The organism is Xanthomonas sp. CFBP 8445 (assembly GCF_025666235.1).
Classification (GTDB): Bacteria; Pseudomonadota; Gammaproteobacteria; order Xanthomonadales; family Xanthomonadaceae; genus Xanthomonas_A; species Xanthomonas_A indica.
Genome location: NZ_CP102594.1, coordinates 4,406,576 through 4,420,343, shown reverse-complemented (window position 1 = coordinate 4,420,343; position 13,768 = coordinate 4,406,576). Strand labels below are relative to the sequence as shown.

Annotated in this window: 17 protein-coding genes; 12 read left to right on the top strand and 5 right to left on the bottom strand. The window is 67.1% G+C overall.

Features of this window, described 5'->3' with window-relative positions; translation table 11 throughout:
* Positions 1 to 30: 30 nt before the first annotated feature.
* The 3 genes from NUG21_RS19100 to NUG21_RS19090 all read left to right on the top strand — a co-directional run bounded on the left by NUG21_RS19100 (position 31) and on the right by NUG21_RS19090 (position 1,754).
* Positions 31 to 366, top strand: a complete 336-nt coding sequence (locus NUG21_RS19100) for a RidA family protein (RefSeq protein WP_019796564.1) — start codon at positions 31 to 33, stop codon at positions 364 to 366.
* A gap of 20 nt (positions 367 to 386) precedes the next feature.
* Entirely contained in the window at positions 387 to 1,388 is a 1,002-nt protein-coding gene (locus NUG21_RS19095; RefSeq protein ID WP_019796565.1) for a Bug family tripartite tricarboxylate transporter substrate binding protein, read from the top strand.
* A 90-nt stretch (positions 1,389 to 1,478) separates the two neighbouring features.
* Positions 1,479 to 1,754 carry a hypothetical protein gene (locus NUG21_RS19090; protein WP_019796566.1) on the top strand — a complete coding sequence of 92 codons (276 nt, stop codon included), beginning with the start codon at positions 1,479 to 1,481 and terminating at the stop codon, positions 1,752 to 1,754.
* Between the two features lie 98 nt (positions 1,755 to 1,852).
* Here NUG21_RS19090 and NUG21_RS19085 read toward each other — a convergent pair whose 3' ends face one another.
* Entirely contained in the window at positions 1,853 to 2,326 is a 474-nt protein-coding gene (locus NUG21_RS19085) for a hypothetical protein (RefSeq protein WP_263391702.1), read from the bottom strand.
* A gap of 326 nt (positions 2,327 to 2,652) precedes the next feature.
* Here NUG21_RS19085 and NUG21_RS21000 point away from each other — a divergent pair, with 326 nt between their 5' ends.
* From NUG21_RS21000 to NUG21_RS19070, 3 genes are read left to right on the top strand one after another with little or no spacing between them, the layout of a single operon-like run.
* Positions 2,653 to 2,886 (top strand): AbrB/MazE/SpoVT family DNA-binding domain-containing protein, encoded by a 234-nt coding sequence (locus NUG21_RS21000; protein ID WP_019796568.1) that lies wholly within the window; start codon positions 2,653 to 2,655, stop codon positions 2,884 to 2,886.
* A 13-nt stretch (positions 2,887 to 2,899) separates the two neighbouring features.
* Entirely contained in the window at positions 2,900 to 3,286 is a 387-nt protein-coding gene (locus NUG21_RS19075) for a PIN domain-containing protein (protein ID WP_263391700.1), read from the top strand.
* Positions 3,287 to 3,306: 20 nt separating this feature from the next.
* Positions 3,307 to 3,669 (top strand): DUF3742 family protein, encoded by a 363-nt coding sequence (locus NUG21_RS19070; RefSeq protein WP_263391699.1) that lies wholly within the window; start codon positions 3,307 to 3,309, stop codon positions 3,667 to 3,669.
* Between the two features lie 10 nt (positions 3,670 to 3,679).
* Here NUG21_RS19070 and NUG21_RS19065 read toward each other — a convergent pair whose 3' ends face one another.
* Complete coding sequence (locus tag NUG21_RS19065) at positions 3,680 to 5,200, bottom strand: conjugal transfer protein TraG N-terminal domain-containing protein (RefSeq protein ID WP_263391698.1); 1,521 nt, start codon at positions 5,198 to 5,200, stop codon at positions 3,680 to 3,682.
* A 685-nt stretch (positions 5,201 to 5,885) separates the two neighbouring features.
* Here NUG21_RS19065 and NUG21_RS19060 point away from each other — a divergent pair.
* From NUG21_RS19060 to NUG21_RS19040, 5 genes are all read left to right on the top strand, one after another.
* Positions 5,886 to 6,467 (top strand): anthranilate synthase component II, encoded by a 582-nt coding sequence (locus tag NUG21_RS19060; protein ID WP_263391697.1) that lies wholly within the window; start codon positions 5,886 to 5,888, stop codon positions 6,465 to 6,467.
* Between the two features lie 49 nt (positions 6,468 to 6,516).
* Positions 6,517 to 7,155, top strand: a complete 639-nt coding sequence (locus NUG21_RS19055; protein ID WP_160946123.1) for a flavin reductase family protein — start codon at positions 6,517 to 6,519, stop codon at positions 7,153 to 7,155.
* 52 nt (positions 7,156 to 7,207) lie between these two features.
* Positions 7,208 to 8,266 carry an anthranilate phosphoribosyltransferase gene (gene trpD / locus NUG21_RS19050; protein ID WP_263391696.1) on the top strand — a complete coding sequence of 353 codons (1,059 nt, stop codon included), beginning with the start codon at positions 7,208 to 7,210 and terminating at the stop codon, positions 8,264 to 8,266.
* 187 nt (positions 8,267 to 8,453) lie between these two features.
* Positions 8,454 to 9,251, top strand: a complete 798-nt coding sequence (gene trpC / locus NUG21_RS19045) for an indole-3-glycerol phosphate synthase TrpC (RefSeq protein ID WP_263391695.1) — start codon at positions 8,454 to 8,456, stop codon at positions 9,249 to 9,251.
* Positions 9,248 to 9,982: a haloacid dehalogenase-like hydrolase gene (locus NUG21_RS19040; RefSeq protein ID WP_242084700.1), complete on the top strand. Its 735-nt coding sequence runs from the start codon at positions 9,248 to 9,250 to the stop codon at positions 9,980 to 9,982. The genes trpC and NUG21_RS19040 overlap by 4 nt, the downstream gene beginning before the upstream one ends.
* An 86-nt stretch (positions 9,983 to 10,068) precedes the next feature.
* Here NUG21_RS19040 and NUG21_RS19035 read toward each other — a convergent pair whose 3' ends face one another.
* The 3 genes from NUG21_RS19035 to crp all read right to left on the bottom strand — a co-directional run bounded on the left by NUG21_RS19035 (position 10,069) and on the right by crp (position 12,742).
* Entirely contained in the window at positions 10,069 to 11,082 is a 1,014-nt protein-coding gene (locus NUG21_RS19035) for a glycoside hydrolase family 5 protein (RefSeq protein WP_242160199.1), read from the bottom strand.
* Positions 11,083 to 11,266: 184 nt separating this feature from the next.
* Positions 11,267 to 12,025 carry a sulfite exporter TauE/SafE family protein gene (locus NUG21_RS19030; RefSeq protein ID WP_160946128.1) on the bottom strand — a complete coding sequence of 253 codons (759 nt, stop codon included), beginning with the start codon at positions 12,023 to 12,025 and terminating at the stop codon, positions 11,267 to 11,269.
* 27 nt (positions 12,026 to 12,052) lie between these two features.
* Complete coding sequence (gene crp, locus NUG21_RS19025) at positions 12,053 to 12,742, bottom strand: cAMP-activated global transcriptional regulator CRP (RefSeq protein ID WP_010341415.1); 690 nt, start codon at positions 12,740 to 12,742, stop codon at positions 12,053 to 12,055.
* A gap of 142 nt (positions 12,743 to 12,884) precedes the next feature.
* Here crp and speD point away from each other — a divergent pair, with 142 nt between their 5' ends.
* Positions 12,885 to 13,679, top strand: coding sequence for an adenosylmethionine decarboxylase (speD, locus tag NUG21_RS19020; RefSeq protein WP_017910332.1), 795 nt, complete (start codon positions 12,885 to 12,887; stop codon positions 13,677 to 13,679).
* The last annotated feature ends 89 nt before the right edge of the window (positions 13,680 to 13,768 follow it).

Genomic DNA, 13,768 nt, shown 5'->3' with positions numbered 1-13,768 from the left:
GCACTGCGCCGCCTCCACACCAACCCGCGCATGAGCAAAGCGGTGGTGTTCGGCCCCCTCGTGTTTCTCAGCGGGCAGACCGCCAGCGGCTCGCCCGCCACGACGTTCGATGAGCAGATGCAGGAGGTTCTGGATCGCATTGATGCCCGTCTGGCGGACGCGGGCTCCGACAAGCGATCGCTCCTGTCCGTGACCGTGTACCTGCGGAACATGGATGACTTCGCGGCGATGAACGCCGCATGGGAGCGGTGGATTGCCCCAGGCACCGCCCCGGCACGCTGCACCGTGGAGGGGCGCATAGCCTCCCCACACCTGCTGATCGAGGTTTCCGTCATCGCCGCCACGTCGGCGCCCATCCACCCCTAAGATTGAAACGAGGCATTCTCATGACCGAGGTTTCCCACAACACACCCATCCCCCGGCGCTCATGGCTCCGCTGGACCGCCGGCGCGGGCATGGCATGGCTTGCGGGCGCGGCCCAGGCGGCCGACTACCCGTCCAAGCCGATCCGGCTCGTCGTGCCGGCGCCGCCTGGCGGCGGTACCGACATGATGGCGCGGCTCCTCTCGAACGCCCTGAACTCAACGCTGGGCTGGACGGTGGTGGTGGACAACGTGCCCGGCGCCGGGGGAAACATCGGCCTGGACAAGGCGGCCAAGTCCACGCCTGACGGCTACACCCTGGCGATGGGCGAGTCCAGCAACCTGACCGTGAACCAGGCGCTCTACAAGAAGATGCCTTTCGACGTCGCCCGTGACCTCGCACCGGTCGCGCTCATGGCCAAGGTGCCGCTGGTGCTCGTGGTCTCCGCCAAGGGGCCCTACCGCAGCGTGGCGGACCTGGCGGGTGCGGCCAGGCGCAAGGCGGTGACGTTCGCATCGTCCGGCAATGGCACCCTGGCGCACCTGTGCGGAGAGCTCTGGAAGGGCAAGGCCGGTCTCGACCTGGTGCATGTGCCGTACCGCGGCGCCGCACCGGCCATGACCGATTTGGCGAGCCGGCAGGTGGACATGTTCGCCGCGTCCATCACTGCAGCGTTGCCAATGATCCAGGCCGGCCTGCTGCGGCCGTTGGCGGTCGCGGCCCCCACGCGGGTGGCCGCGCTCCCGGACATTCCGACCATGGCCGAGTCGGGTTTTCAGGGCATCGAGGCGGCCGTGATCTTCGGGGTGGTGGCGCCCGCGGGCACGCCCGAACCGGTAGTCTCAAGGCTCAACCTGGAGATCAACCGCGCCCTCAAGCAGCCGCAGTTGCGGCAGTCGCTGATCGACCAGGGGGCGATCCCGGAATCCCTGGGTGGCACCGTGCCCGCGTTTGCCAGCCTGCTGAAGGACGAGCGGGCGAAGTGGGACCAGGTGGTGAAGGACTCGGGTGCTTCGGTGGATTAAGTCGGCAACTCGGTTCTAGGTTCTAGGCTCTAGGTTCTTTACTAGGATGTTATGTACGATTGCACTGCTCCATAAGCCACGAGATTACCCATGTCGAACCAACTGATGGTCCACTACGACTTCGTTACCCCTGAGTTGTATCAATATGTCCAAGAGTGCGTTGGTCGTGCTGCAGACACCACTCATGGCTACTTGAAAAAAGAGGCGGCATTGCGGGCTGACGGCGCCACCCGCCTGTGGATTGCTCTGTTCGTGGGGGCGTCCGCGAGCCCAAGTCTCGCGCCGGCGGAGAGTCAGCGCATCCAGGATGATTTGGTCCGGCTCCGGAAGATGGTTCAAGACATACCGCTTGACGATCAGCCCTGACTTTCCCAGTCCCGTGACCCTCCGCGATTTCCGAGTTCGATCGCAGGTTGCTTCAGGCCGCAAGCCACCTTGCCGCGATCGGGCTAAGCTCGGTGCTCTTATCGCAACTTTGGCGAAATGTCGTAGTTGAACACGACGTAGACGGTGCCGCGGGTGCTGCGGAAATCGTCTAGGGCCGCAGCGCCGTTGTAGAACGCGGTAAGCCGCGCTTCCTCAGTCGCAGGTGTGGTGGTCGTCCGCATTTCGAACACCGCTGGCTTATCGGGTGTGAGCGTGTAGCGGACCAGGACGATGAAGCTTGCCTTGCTGTGTGCGAAGGCGGAAGCGGCGATGGGCTTGATGCGGTCGTGCAGGCGCATGAGCACCGCGCGGTCCACGTTGCGCGCACAGGCCTCGTCCGGGCTCATGTACTGAAAGTGGGCCAGCTGGATATTGGGGGCCGGGGTGCCGTGCGGCTCGGGCAGGTAGATGCTCGTCGCCTCACCGCACAGCGCGGCGTCCGCCTGCATGGCGCCCTCGGTCTGCATCGGTGCCATAGCGAGAAAGGTTGCAAGACCAAGTGCGAAGGGCATGGATCGATCTCCTGGGATGGGGAAGGGCGTCAGTTTTCGACGACTGACCTTCGGCTGCCGGCTTTGAGCCGGCGATGGCTGGCCTTGTGGCCGACTTCCTTCCAGTAGTAGCAAAACGCGAGCGCCATCGGCGCCGATGAAAGGGCGCATCGTGTGGCCGCCTTTTCGCCTTTCCGGGTAGGGCCTTTCCCATTGGTGTCCCTTCCATTCCCTTTTCCATTTGCCGCGCACGCGCCCTTTGCTGCCGGTGCCAACGATGGGATTTGCGAGGCGTCGTGAAGGGGGTAGGATATACGCCATCACGTGTATATCATTTGGGTGTAGCCATGCAAGTCGCAAAGTGGGGCAATAGCTTGGCGGTTCGCCTGCCGGCGAACGTAGTCGAGGCGCTGGAACTGCGGGAAGGCGATGACATCGAAATCTTCGTCGGTGATGCGCGGTCGTTCGCTGTGAGCAAAAAGCCCGGAGCGGAAGTCATGCTGGAGCGGCTCCGCTCCTTCCGCGGAAAGTTGCCGGCGGACTTCAAGTTCAACCGGGACGAGGCAAATGGCCGGGGGTAAGAGCAAGGTGTTCATGGACAGCAATGTCGTGCTCTACCTGCTGTCCGAGGACGCCGAGAAGGCGGAGTGCGCCGAGGCGGTGCTGCGGCGCCGCCCGATCATCAGCGTCCAGGTGCTCAACGAGGTCACCCATGTCTGTGTGCGCAAGTTGAAAATGGGCTGGGGCGACGTCGGCCAGTTCCTGGCGCTGGTGCGAGAGTTCTGCACCATTGTGCCGGTCACGGTCGAGGTGCATGACCGAGCCCGCGAGTTGGCCGCGCGGCACCAGTTGTCGTTCTACGACGCCTGCATCGTGGCTGCGGCGGCGGCCGAAGGTTGCCAGACCCTCTTTTCCGAGGACATGCACCACGGCCTCATCATCGAAGAGAGCCTGTCGATTCGTAACCCGTTCAACGTCTGAAGCAGCATGAGGGCACCAACATGGCTACCGCGCAATCGAGAACGCCGCTGAGCCGCAGGGCAGGTCGCGCTTCTGCGCGTACCTGGCGCTGGTTGCTGGCTCGGAATGCGCAATTCACCGGCTGGCTGATCGCTGCGGGCGCGCCCGCCATCGTGGCGAAAGCGATCGGTGCCTGTGCTCTCCTGCTGGTGATCGGCGTGCTTCTCTATGTAGCTTTCTGGCTTGGCACGCTGGTCCTCGCAGTGATCGCCGCTCTTTGGCTCATTGGCCGGGTTGACCTTGACGATCACGAAGAAGAGCCTCGGTGGAGGGACGGCGTTGCAGGATTTGGGCTGTACCGCGGCGAAGTTCGGATCGATCCTGGCGAGCAAGACGACGCGTAGATGGTTGCGTTCAATTCGAGCGCATGGAGCGCGTCGCGTTGATAGCTATGCTGCCTCCCTTGCCACCTGCCGATCTGCCGCCCTCTGTCCCGGTCGTGAGCATTTGAGCGATGTTGCCAGCGCGGACACCTACCCAACCGAGGGCTGCGACCCAAAAGCTGGGTAGCACGATAAACATCATGGCCATCACGAAGTTCAAGAGCATGTCGCCGAAAGCATTGTTCAGCCCCAGCAATGGGTCGAGGTTGCTGTGCGGACCGCTCCATCCATACAGTGCATCGAGGATCGTGCTGTCGATCCAGCGGGCCAACTGAAACCAGAAGTCCACGAAGAAGAGGGCGAACTGCACGCAGCTCACGGTCACCACGGCCTTGAGGTCGTACGTGCCGAACAGCAGCACGAGCGGCACGCAGATGACCATTGCCATCTTGAGGAACGACAGCACCATCGGTAAGGCTTGGCGGACCACGTCCATGGCCGGAAAGAAGCCCACCGAGCCAGCGGCGAGGCCCACGTCGGCCGCTCCACGCGTGACGATGTTGGGCAGCGTCATCTCGACCTGGCCGCCGTAGTCCGCGTACGCCTGACCTTGGTTCATGGTTTGCTGGCGCGGCGCCGCGATGGCACGGATGACCGCGTCGTCGGCCTGCTGTAGTGACACGAAGCTCGCCCAGCGCCCGACACGGGCAAGGAGGCCAGAGTCCACCTGGGCCAGCAACCGGCTTCGCAGACCTCGTTCGCCGTCGTTCCACCACTGCCTGCAGGTAGGGTAGCCGCCGCCATTCGCGACCTGTGCCAGCCCCGCGTCGCGCGTGGCGTCGTACGGCCAGGAAGCGCGGGCTGTCTGGGAGTGGTAGCTGTCGTAGTACCCGCTTGTCCCCAAAAAGTAGGCGGATCCGATCCAGGTCACGTCGTCCATCTGGGCATCCGAGAGTTCGGGGCGGCCCATGAAGAGCTTGGCCCGCGCCGGCCCGTAGCAGTCCCGCGTGAAGTCGGCCACTTCCTGTGCCAGCACGGGATCGTTGATGCGCGTGCTGTCGATCTCCATCCGCATCTGCCGCAGATCCGTCCCGCAGGGGATGGCTGCGACGGCCGCCCCGGTCACGGCCTTGGAAATCGCGTGCATGAAGAACCACCACACCGGCACGCGCGCACTCTGGTTGTTGAGGGTGGTGAACGCGTTCGACCAACGCGTGTCCTGGGGGACGGCCACATCGACCTTGCACTGCTTGGAGCGGCTGGCATCGAACTGGATCGTGGATAGATCCACGTCAATGAAGGGGATGCCGGCGAACAGGATGACGACCACGGCCACCCAGACGCGGTTCTCGATCCGGGCGGCCGACAGCACGCCTTTGTTGCCTTCGTCGGCACCTTCGCCCCGGGCGCGGAGCCACTCCTGGACAACGATCGCGACGAAGGGCAGGGCGAACGCTCCGCTCGCGACGAGGATGCTCCAGATGCCGTTCTGGACGATCCAGCCCACGAGCGTGAGGTAGTACTCCAGGTAGTCCGTCGTGTAGAGCGTCATGCGAGCCTCAACATCATGCATAGCGTGTCGGGGCATGATGAGAGTCGCGGGGGGATACTGGCTGCAGGCAATGAGCGTCGGCGCCGTTCCGCATTGGAGAGCGGCGTTCGGCGGCGTCGAGGGCATCGCATCGACAGTGCCACCCTTGGGCATTACACTCAGGCTGATCCTGTTCGCAGCCTGCGCAAGGGCTGCTGAACCTCCAACGACCCAACTGGCCGAGCATCATGACCTGCAGCGCATCGTTCAACGTAGCCAAGTGGTGGCGCTTCTCGTAGAAGCGGCGCACCGCTGCGGTCCTCGCGACTGCAGGTTTGCCGCCCTGACCGGTGGCGGCATGTTCCCAGCTCCCGGCACGGCGGCTCTCACCAAGGAGAGTGTCTTGCCCCCAGTTCCCCATCGCCTCTATGCCAACCTCGCCCCGCGGGCGCTTGGATGGTTTCGCGCGCCGGTGAGCCACGAGTCCCCTGCCGGAGGACGACCCGCCGTGGCAGCACCAACCGTGAGACCAGCAGAAGCCCGCAGGCGTGGGCGGTTGTGCTTTGGCAACGGCGGACCAAGATTCGGGCCGCTTCGATGGCGCCGACCGAAGGCGCCATTGGAATCCACTGCAAATGTGTATATCAGCGTGTATATGCAGCCGGTGGTTGAAAAAAATTAGCAATTAAATCAAGGACTTAAGCCTATGAAAGTTCTGATGCTGGATAACTACGACAGCTTTACCTACAACCTCGTGCAGTACCTGCAGGCTCTCGGCGCCGAGGTCAAGGTGGTGCGCAACGACGCGCTCAGCGTGGACGAGATCGAGCGCCTGGCGCCCGAGCGCATCGTCATCTCGCCGGGGCCGTGCACGCCGAACGAGGCCGGGGTGTCGCTGCAACTGATCGAGCGGCTGGGCCAGCGCACGCCGATCCTGGGCGTGTGCCTGGGCCACCAGAGCATCGGCCAGGTCTACGGCGGTCAGGTGGTGCGTGCCGGCACCATCATGCACGGCAAGACCTCGCGCATCCGCCACCAGGGCCGCGGCGTGTTCGCCGGCCTGCCGGACCGCTACGAGGCCACCCGCTACCACTCGCTGGTGGTGGAGAAGACCACGCTGCCCGATTGCCTGGAAGTGACGGCCTGGACCGAACACGACGACGGCACGGTGGAGGAGATCATGGGCCTGCGCCATCGCCAGTTCCCGGTCGAGGGCGTGCAGTTCCATCCCGAGTCCATCCTCACCGAGCATGGCCACGCCTTGCTGAAGAACTTCCTGGAGCGCTGAGCGCGCCGCGACGGCGCCGCCCGCCTTCCGTCACTGCCGGACCCTGCCGATGCACGATCGCACCGACGCCTTCCACTTCTACGAACCGGCCCACGGCCACGGGTTGCCGCACGATCCGTTCAACGCCATCGTCGGGCCGCGGCCGATCGGCTGGATCGGCTCGCGCAGCGCCGACGGCGTCGCCAACCTGGCGCCCTACAGCTTCTTCAACGCCTTCAACTACGTCCCACCGATCGTCGGCTTCGCCAGCATCGGCTGGAAGGACAGCGTGCGCAACATCGAGGCCACGGGCGAGTTCACCTGGAACCTGGCCACGCGGCCGCTGGCCGAGGCGATGAACGCCAGTTCCGCCGCGGTGGCGCCGGAGGTCGACGAGTTCGCCCTGGCTGGCCTGACCGCCGCGCCCTCGCGCCTGATCGGCGCGCCGCGGGTGGCCGCCAGCCCGGTGAGCTTCGAGTGCCGCCTCAGCCAGCTGCTGCCGCTGCAGAGCGCGCGCGGCGAGCCGATCCAGACCTGGCTGGTGCTGGGCGAGGTGGTCGGCGTGCACATCGCCACGCACGCGCTGCAGGACGGCATCTACGATCCGGCCGCGGTCGCCACCCTGCTGCGTGCCGGCGGTCCGGCCGACTACTTCGAGGTGCTGGCGCAAGGGCGCCTGCGCATGCCGCGGCCGACGCAGGCGCGCTGAGCGCATCCGGCGCGGCGCCTCACATATTTCAGCCTACGAGCAGATCCTCCCCATGACCATCACCCCCCAGCAAGCCCTGCAGCGCACCATCGAGCACCGCGAGATCTTCCACGACGAGATGGTCGGGCTGATGCGGCAGATCATGCGCGGGGAGGTGTCGCCGATGATGACCGCGGCCATCCTCACCGGCTTGCGGGTCAAGAAGGAGACGGTCGGCGAGATCGCCGGCGCGGCGGTGGTGATGCGCGAGTTCTCGCGCACCGTGCCGGTCGCCGACCGCACCCACATGGTCGACATCGTCGGCACCGGCGGCGACGGCTCGCACACCTTCAACATCTCCACCTGCGCGATGTTCGTGGCCGCCGCGGCCGGCGCCAAGGTCGCCAAGCACGGCAACCGCAGCGTCTCTTCCAAGTCCGGCAGCGCCGACGCGCTGGAGGCGCTGGGCGCGGCGATCGAGCTGCAGCCCGAACAGGTGGCGCAGGCGCTGGCGGCCACCGGCATCGGCTTCATGTTCGCGCCCGTGCACCATCCGGCGATGAAGGTGGTGGCGCCGGTGCGGCGCGAGATGGGCGTGCGCACCATCTTCAACATCCTCGGCCCGCTGACCAACCCGGCCGGCGCGCCGAACATCCTGATGGGCGTGTTCCACCCCGACCTCGTCGGCATCCAGGCGCGCGTGCTGCAGGAACTGGGTGCCGAGCGCGCACTGGTGGTATGGGGCCGCGACGACATGGACGAGCTCTCGCTCGGCGCCGGCACCCTGGTCGGCGAGCTGCGCGACGGCCAGGTCCGCGAGTACGAGGTGCATCCGGAGGATTTCGGCATCGCCATGTCGGCCAGCCGCAACCTCAAGGTCGCCGATGCCGCCGAATCGATGGCGATGCTGCGCGCCGTGCTCGACAACGTGCCGGGCCCGGCCCTGGACATCGTCGCCTTCAATGCCGGCGCGGCGCTGTACGTGGCCGGTCTGGCCGACGATATCGGCGCCGGCATCGCTCTGGCGCGCGCGGCCATCGCCGATGGGCGTGCGCGGGCCAAGCTGGAGGCGTATGTGGCGTGTACGCAGCGGTTGGTCGGGTCCCGGGACCCGGGACCCGGGACCCGGTAGGAGCGCAGTTCGCGGATCTGGGGCGATTGGCGCTCGCCCATCCAGTCCTTCAGTTGCAACACGTGCGTGGCTGCCTAGGCTGTTGCGGGTCCCGGGTCCCGGGTCCCGGGTCCCGGGTCCCGGGTCCCGATCCCTTCTTTAACCCCACATCGCCGATAATCCGGCCATCCCCCAGGATCCCCACCGCATGAGCAGCGACATTCTCCGCACCATCCTCGCGCGCAAGGCCGACGAGATCGCCGCGCGCAGCGCGCGCGTGCCGCTGGCCGAGCTGGCCGCCCGCGCCGAGGCCATGCCGCCCACCCGCGGCTTCGCCCGCGCGCTGCAGGCCGCCATCGCCAATGGCGACCCGGCGGTGATCGCCGAGGTCAAGAAGGCCAGCCCCTCCAAGGGCGTGATCCGGCCGGACTTCCATCCGGCCGACATCGCGGTCAGCTACGAATTCGGCGGCGCCGCCTGCCTGTCGGTGCTGACCGACGAGGACTTCTTCCAGGGCCACGACCGCTATCTGCAGCAGGCGCGCGACGCCTGCACGCTGCCGGTGCTGCGCAAGGACTTCACCATCGATCCGTACCAGGTGTACGAGGCGCGCACGCTCGGCGCCGACTGCATCCTGCTGATCGTGGCGGCGCTGGACGACCTGCAACTGGCCGAGCTGTCGTCGCTGGCGCTGCAACTGGGAATGGACGTGCTGGTGGAAGTGCACGACATCGACGAACTGGAGCGCGCGCTGCAGGTGCCGGCGCCGCTGATCGGCATCAACAACCGCAACCTGCGCACCTTCGAGGTGTCGCTGCAGACTACCTTGTCGATGCAGAACGCGGTGCCGCGCGACCGCCTGCTGGTCACCGAAAGCGGCATCCTCGGCCCGGACGACGTGGCGCTGATGCGCGGCGCCGGCGTGCACGCGTTCCTGGTCGGCGAGGCGTTCATGCGCGCCGAGGAACCGGGCGAGGCGCTGCGCCAGTTGTTCTTCGCGGCATGAGCGCGCAGGACCCGGGCGCGTATCCGCTGCCGCGTGCCGACGCGCCGCTGGTGGTGTTCGATTTCGACCACACCCTCTACGACGGCGACTCGGGCAGCCACTTGTTCGCATGGCTGATCAAGCGCAATCCGCTGCGCCTGGCCGCCGCGGTGCTGGCCACGCCGTTGCTGGGGCCGCTGGTGGCGATGCTGCCGACCCGGCGCACCGGCATCTCCGGCTACGTCTGGATCGCCAGCTTCGGTCTGCGCCGCGCCCGCGAGTTCAATCGCATCATCGACCAGTACGTGCTGCAGCATCAGGCGCAGATCCGCCAGCGGCTGCTGCCGCAGGCGCTGGAGGTGTTCGCCCGGCACCGCGCCGCCGGCGATCGCGTCGTGGTCGCCACCGGCGCGCCGCCGGAACTGGCGCGCGCCATCCTCGGCTTCGTCGCGCACCAGGACGTGCCGGTGGTCGGCAGCCTGATCGGCCCGCGCCTGGGCGCGGTCACCGCCACGCGCCACTGCCACAACGAGGAAAAGATGCGCATGCTGCGCGAACTGGGCTACGGTGAGATCGCCATGGCCTATTCCGACAGCACCGCCGATCTGCCGCTGCTGCAGGCCGCGGCCACGCCGGTGGTGGTCAATCCCAAGCACAGCGCGGTGGCGGTGTTCCGCCGGCTGCTGCCGTCCGGCACGCCGATCCTCAACTGGGGCTGCCGCGACCGCGGTGGCGAGGGCGCCGGCCGCTAACCGCTGCTGCCGTCGGCGCCGCGACCGCGCAGCGCTGGTCACGGCCAAGGTCGTCCGCATGGCCCTGCGTGCGCCCGCTGCGGCGATCAGCCGCCGGACCTGGCGTAAGCGCTGTCGCTGCCCACCAAGGCATGGTGCAGCGGCGCGACCCACTGGCCGCGGTCGATGTCGTAGGCGCCGAAGCTGCCCTCGAACTCCCAGTAGGCCCAGGCGAAATGGCGCTTCTCCGCGGCATTGACCACGGCCACGGTCCAGGCCAGGCGATCGGCCGGCGGCGCCTGCTCGTAGGCGCCGAACTCGCCCAGCAGTACCTGCCGATGGTGCGCCGTGGCCCAGGCCGCGATGCGGTCGAACTCGCCGTACAGCTTGGTCCGGTCGGCCGCGCTGCCCCAGGCCACGCCGGTGTGGTCGCGGATGTCCGCAGGCGCCCACGGCGCACCCTGGTGGGTGAAGCGGAACGGGTTGTAGTAGTGCACGGTGACCAGCAGGTGCGCATCGTCATCGGGCAGGCGCAGGCTGTCGAGCGCGGTGAAGGAATTGCTGCTGGCCGGGCCCACCACCACGGTGCGGGTCGGGTTGTCGCGGCGGATGACCTGCAGCGCATCGCGCAGCAGGTCGTTCCACGCCGCGCTGGTCATCTGGCCGTTGGGCTCGTTGAGGATCTCGAACAGCACCGACGCCGGCGCGTGGCGATAGCGCGGGGCGACCTGGCTCCAGAACGCCAGCAGCTTGGTCCGGCACACCGCCGCATCGGCGGCGCAGGGGTGGAAGTCGTGTTCGTCCAGGATCACGTTCAGGCCCGCGGCGGTGGCCTGGTCGACCACCGTGTCCAGTGTCTTCAGCCAGGTCGGGTCGAGCCGGTTGGCGGCGTCCATGTGCGCGAAGGCCTGCAGGTTGACCCGGACCGTGCGGAAGCCGCCGTCGCGGATCGTGCGGTACAGCGGCGGGCGGAAGCGCGCCTTCGCCGGGTCGTTCCACAGCGGGTCGTAGCCGAGGATGTTGACCCCGCGCCCGAGCCGGGCGAAGGCGTCGTCGGCCTGCGCGCGCGGCGCCGGCAGCGCCAGACACAACAGGGCCAGGAGCAACGGGATGGCACGCATGGCGGTCTCGCGGGGCAGTGGAGTGGTGAGACGCACCGCCATCGGCGGCGGCATCCCGGCCGCGATCATCGCGCGGCCCGCCCAGGGAAAAGCGAACGCGGCCTGACCGCCTGATGCGTGGCCAGCGCCGCGTCAGGTGCCGCCGACGCCGCTCCTGCGAATCCCCAATCCCGACTCCCGGGCGTCAGCCCAGCCAGCGATACAGCGCCCCGCCCACCTGATACAAGCTGATGCCCAGCACCAGCAGGCCGACCGCCACCAGCACCCAGCGCTCGCGCACGCGCTTGACCAACAGCGCTGCCAGCGGCGCGGCGAGCATGCCGCCGACCAGCAGGCCGAGCACGATGTCCAGGTGCTGCAGGCCCATCGTCAGCAGGAAGGTCAGCGAGATCGACAGCGTCACCAGGAACTCGGCGGCGTTGACCGTGCCGATGGTGGTGCGGGCCTGGCCGCCGCGGGCGAGCAGCGTCGAGGTCGCCACCGGCCCCCAGCCGCCGCCGCCGCTGGCGTCCAGCAGGCCGGCGACGAAGCCCAGCAGCGGCACCCGCTGCACCTCGCGGCGCGGCAGTGCACGGCCGGCCGCGCGCAGCAGGATCAGCACCGCCAGGGCGAGCAGGTACAGATAGACGAAGGGGCGGATCAGCTCGCCCGGCAGCTGCGTCAGCACATAGGCGCCGGCGATGCCGCCGACCATGCCCGGCAGCGCCAGGCGCAGGAACAGCCGCTTGTCGACGTTGCCCAGGGCCAGATGCGACAGGCCGGAGGCGCCGGTGGTGAACACCTCGGCGCTGTGCACGCTGGCGCTGACCACCGCCGGCGGCAGGCCCAGGCTCAGCAGCACCGAGGAGGAGACCAGGCCGAAGGCCATGCCCAGCGCGCCGTCCACCAGTTGCGCGGCCAGGCCGACCAGCACGAACCAGTAGAAGGTCTCGCTCAGCAGCATCGCGCCGGGCCTAGCGCCCCATGGCGGTCAGCGCGCGCCGTACAGCACCACGGTCTTGCCGCGGGCATGCAGGATGCCGTCGACCTGCAGCTTCTTCAGCACCCGGCCGGCCATCTCGCGCGAGCAGCCGACCAGCCGCGCCAGTTCCTGGCGCGACACGCGCAGCTGCATGCCCTGCGGGTGGCTCATCGCCTCCGGCTCCTGGGCCAGGTCGTGCAGGGTGCGCACGATGCGGTCGGTGACGTCCAGGAACGCCAGGCGGCTGGCCTTGCGCGAGGTGTCCAGCAGGCGCTTGGACAGCTGCACGCCGATCGCGTACAGCACCCGCGGCGCATCGGACGACAGCGAGCCCAGGAACAGCTGGTGCAGGCGCTCGTAGCTGATCTCGGCCAGCTCGCAGGGCGTGCGGGTGCGCAGGATCACCTCGCGCTGGTCGGATTCGATGAACAGGCCCATCTCGCCGACGAACTCGCCGCTGCCGAAATAGCCCAGCACCAACTCGCGGTCGTCATCTTCCTCGGCGATGATGCTGACCGAGCCGCTGACGACGTAGTAGAGGGTGCCGGCCGGATCGCCTGGCCTGAACACGTCCGTCCGCGCCGGATAGCGGCGACGGTGGCTGTGGGCCAGGAAGCGGTCGATGGTGGCGGTGTCCAACGTCAGAGGACTTGGAGCGATGCGCACAGGTGCTGCAGTCGATGTGTTTCCGGGGCTCATGGCGGCTTCGCTACGGCGTAATTCCTGAAGCTTAACGGGACGCGTTCGCGGCGGCAAACAAGAGACGGGCGCCACGTTTCGCAGTCGGGCCATTTGGCTCATAATTGAGTGTCTTTCCCCCCACTTCCAGAGGATCCACGCCGTGGTCAAGCCGTTGCCTCGCCTGAGGCTGCAAGGTTTCAACAACCTCACCAAGGCGTTGAGCTTCAACATCTACGACGTCTGCTACGCGATTTCCGAAGAGGAGCGCCAGCGCTACATCGAGTACATCGACGAGCAGTACGACGCCGATCGCCTGACCCAGATCCTCACCGATGTGGCCGAGATCATCGGCGCCAACATCCTCAACATCGCGCGCCAGGACTACGATCCGCAGGGCGCTTCGGTGACGATCCTGATCTCCGAAGAGCCGGTCATCGACAAGAAGGCGGCGGGCAAGGAGATCATTTCCGACGCCGTGGTCGCGCACATGGACAAGAGCCACATCACCGTCCATACCTACCCGGAAACCCATCCGCAGCACGGTATCGCCACGTTCCGCGCCGACATCGACGTCGCCACCTGCGGCGTGATTTCGCCGCTGAAGGCCCTCAATTACCTGATCGAGAGCCTGGAATCGGACATCGTGATCATGGACTACCGCGTGCGCGGCTTCACCCGCGACGTGAAGGGCAAGAAGCACTACATCGACCACAAGATCAACTCGATCCAGAACTTCCTGGCCAAGAACGTCAAGTCGCGCTACGAGATGTTCGACGTCAACGTCTATCAGGAGAACATCTTCCATACCAAGATGCACCTGAAGGACTTCGACCTGGACCAGTACCTGTTCGAGGAAAAGGCCAAGAACCTCTCGTTCAAGGAGCGCATGCGCATCGAGGCGCTGCTCAAGCGCGAGATCGAGGAGCTGTTCCACGGGCGCAACCTGTCCGAGTAAGCGACCGCGACATTGGCGGGACGGCCCGCCCGCAGCCTGCGCTGCGACCCCTGCCGACGGCGGCCCGATGTGCAGACATCGGGCCGTTT

What these genes read in the sequence shown, in the direction of transcription:
- NUG21_RS19100 (WP_019796564.1), top strand. Translation starts at nt 31, where the DNA reads ATGAGCAAAGCGGTGGTGTTCGGCCCCCTCGTGTTTCTCAGCGGGCAG.
- NUG21_RS19095 (WP_019796565.1), top strand. Translation starts at nt 387, where the DNA reads ATGACCGAGGTTTCCCACAACACACCCATCCCCCGGCGCTCATGGCTC.
- NUG21_RS19090 (WP_019796566.1), top strand. Translation starts at nt 1,479, where the DNA reads ATGTCGAACCAACTGATGGTCCACTACGACTTCGTTACCCCTGAGTTG.
- NUG21_RS19085 (WP_263391702.1), bottom strand. Translation starts at nt 2,326, where the DNA reads ATGCCCTTCGCACTTGGTCTTGCAACCTTTCTCGCTATGGCACCGATG.
- NUG21_RS21000 (WP_019796568.1), top strand. Translation starts at nt 2,653, where the DNA reads ATGCAAGTCGCAAAGTGGGGCAATAGCTTGGCGGTTCGCCTGCCGGCG.
- NUG21_RS19075 (WP_263391700.1), top strand. Translation starts at nt 2,900, where the DNA reads ATGGACAGCAATGTCGTGCTCTACCTGCTGTCCGAGGACGCCGAGAAG.
- NUG21_RS19070 (WP_263391699.1), top strand. Translation starts at nt 3,307, where the DNA reads ATGGCTACCGCGCAATCGAGAACGCCGCTGAGCCGCAGGGCAGGTCGC.
- NUG21_RS19065 (WP_263391698.1), bottom strand. Translation starts at nt 5,200, where the DNA reads ATGACGCTCTACACGACGGACTACCTGGAGTACTACCTCACGCTCGTG.
- NUG21_RS19060 (WP_263391697.1), top strand. Translation starts at nt 5,886, where the DNA reads ATGAAAGTTCTGATGCTGGATAACTACGACAGCTTTACCTACAACCTC.
- NUG21_RS19055 (WP_160946123.1), top strand. Translation starts at nt 6,517, where the DNA reads ATGCACGATCGCACCGACGCCTTCCACTTCTACGAACCGGCCCACGGC.
- trpD (WP_263391696.1), top strand. Translation starts at nt 7,208, where the DNA reads ATGACCATCACCCCCCAGCAAGCCCTGCAGCGCACCATCGAGCACCGC.
- trpC (WP_263391695.1), top strand. Translation starts at nt 8,454, where the DNA reads ATGAGCAGCGACATTCTCCGCACCATCCTCGCGCGCAAGGCCGACGAG.
- NUG21_RS19040 (WP_242084700.1), top strand. Translation starts at nt 9,248, where the DNA reads ATGAGCGCGCAGGACCCGGGCGCGTATCCGCTGCCGCGTGCCGACGCG.
- NUG21_RS19035 (WP_242160199.1), bottom strand. Translation starts at nt 11,082, where the DNA reads ATGCGTGCCATCCCGTTGCTCCTGGCCCTGTTGTGTCTGGCGCTGCCG.
- NUG21_RS19030 (WP_160946128.1), bottom strand. Translation starts at nt 12,025, where the DNA reads ATGCTGCTGAGCGAGACCTTCTACTGGTTCGTGCTGGTCGGCCTGGCC.
- crp (WP_010341415.1), bottom strand. Translation starts at nt 12,742, where the DNA reads ATGAGCCCCGGAAACACATCGACTGCAGCACCTGTGCGCATCGCTCCA.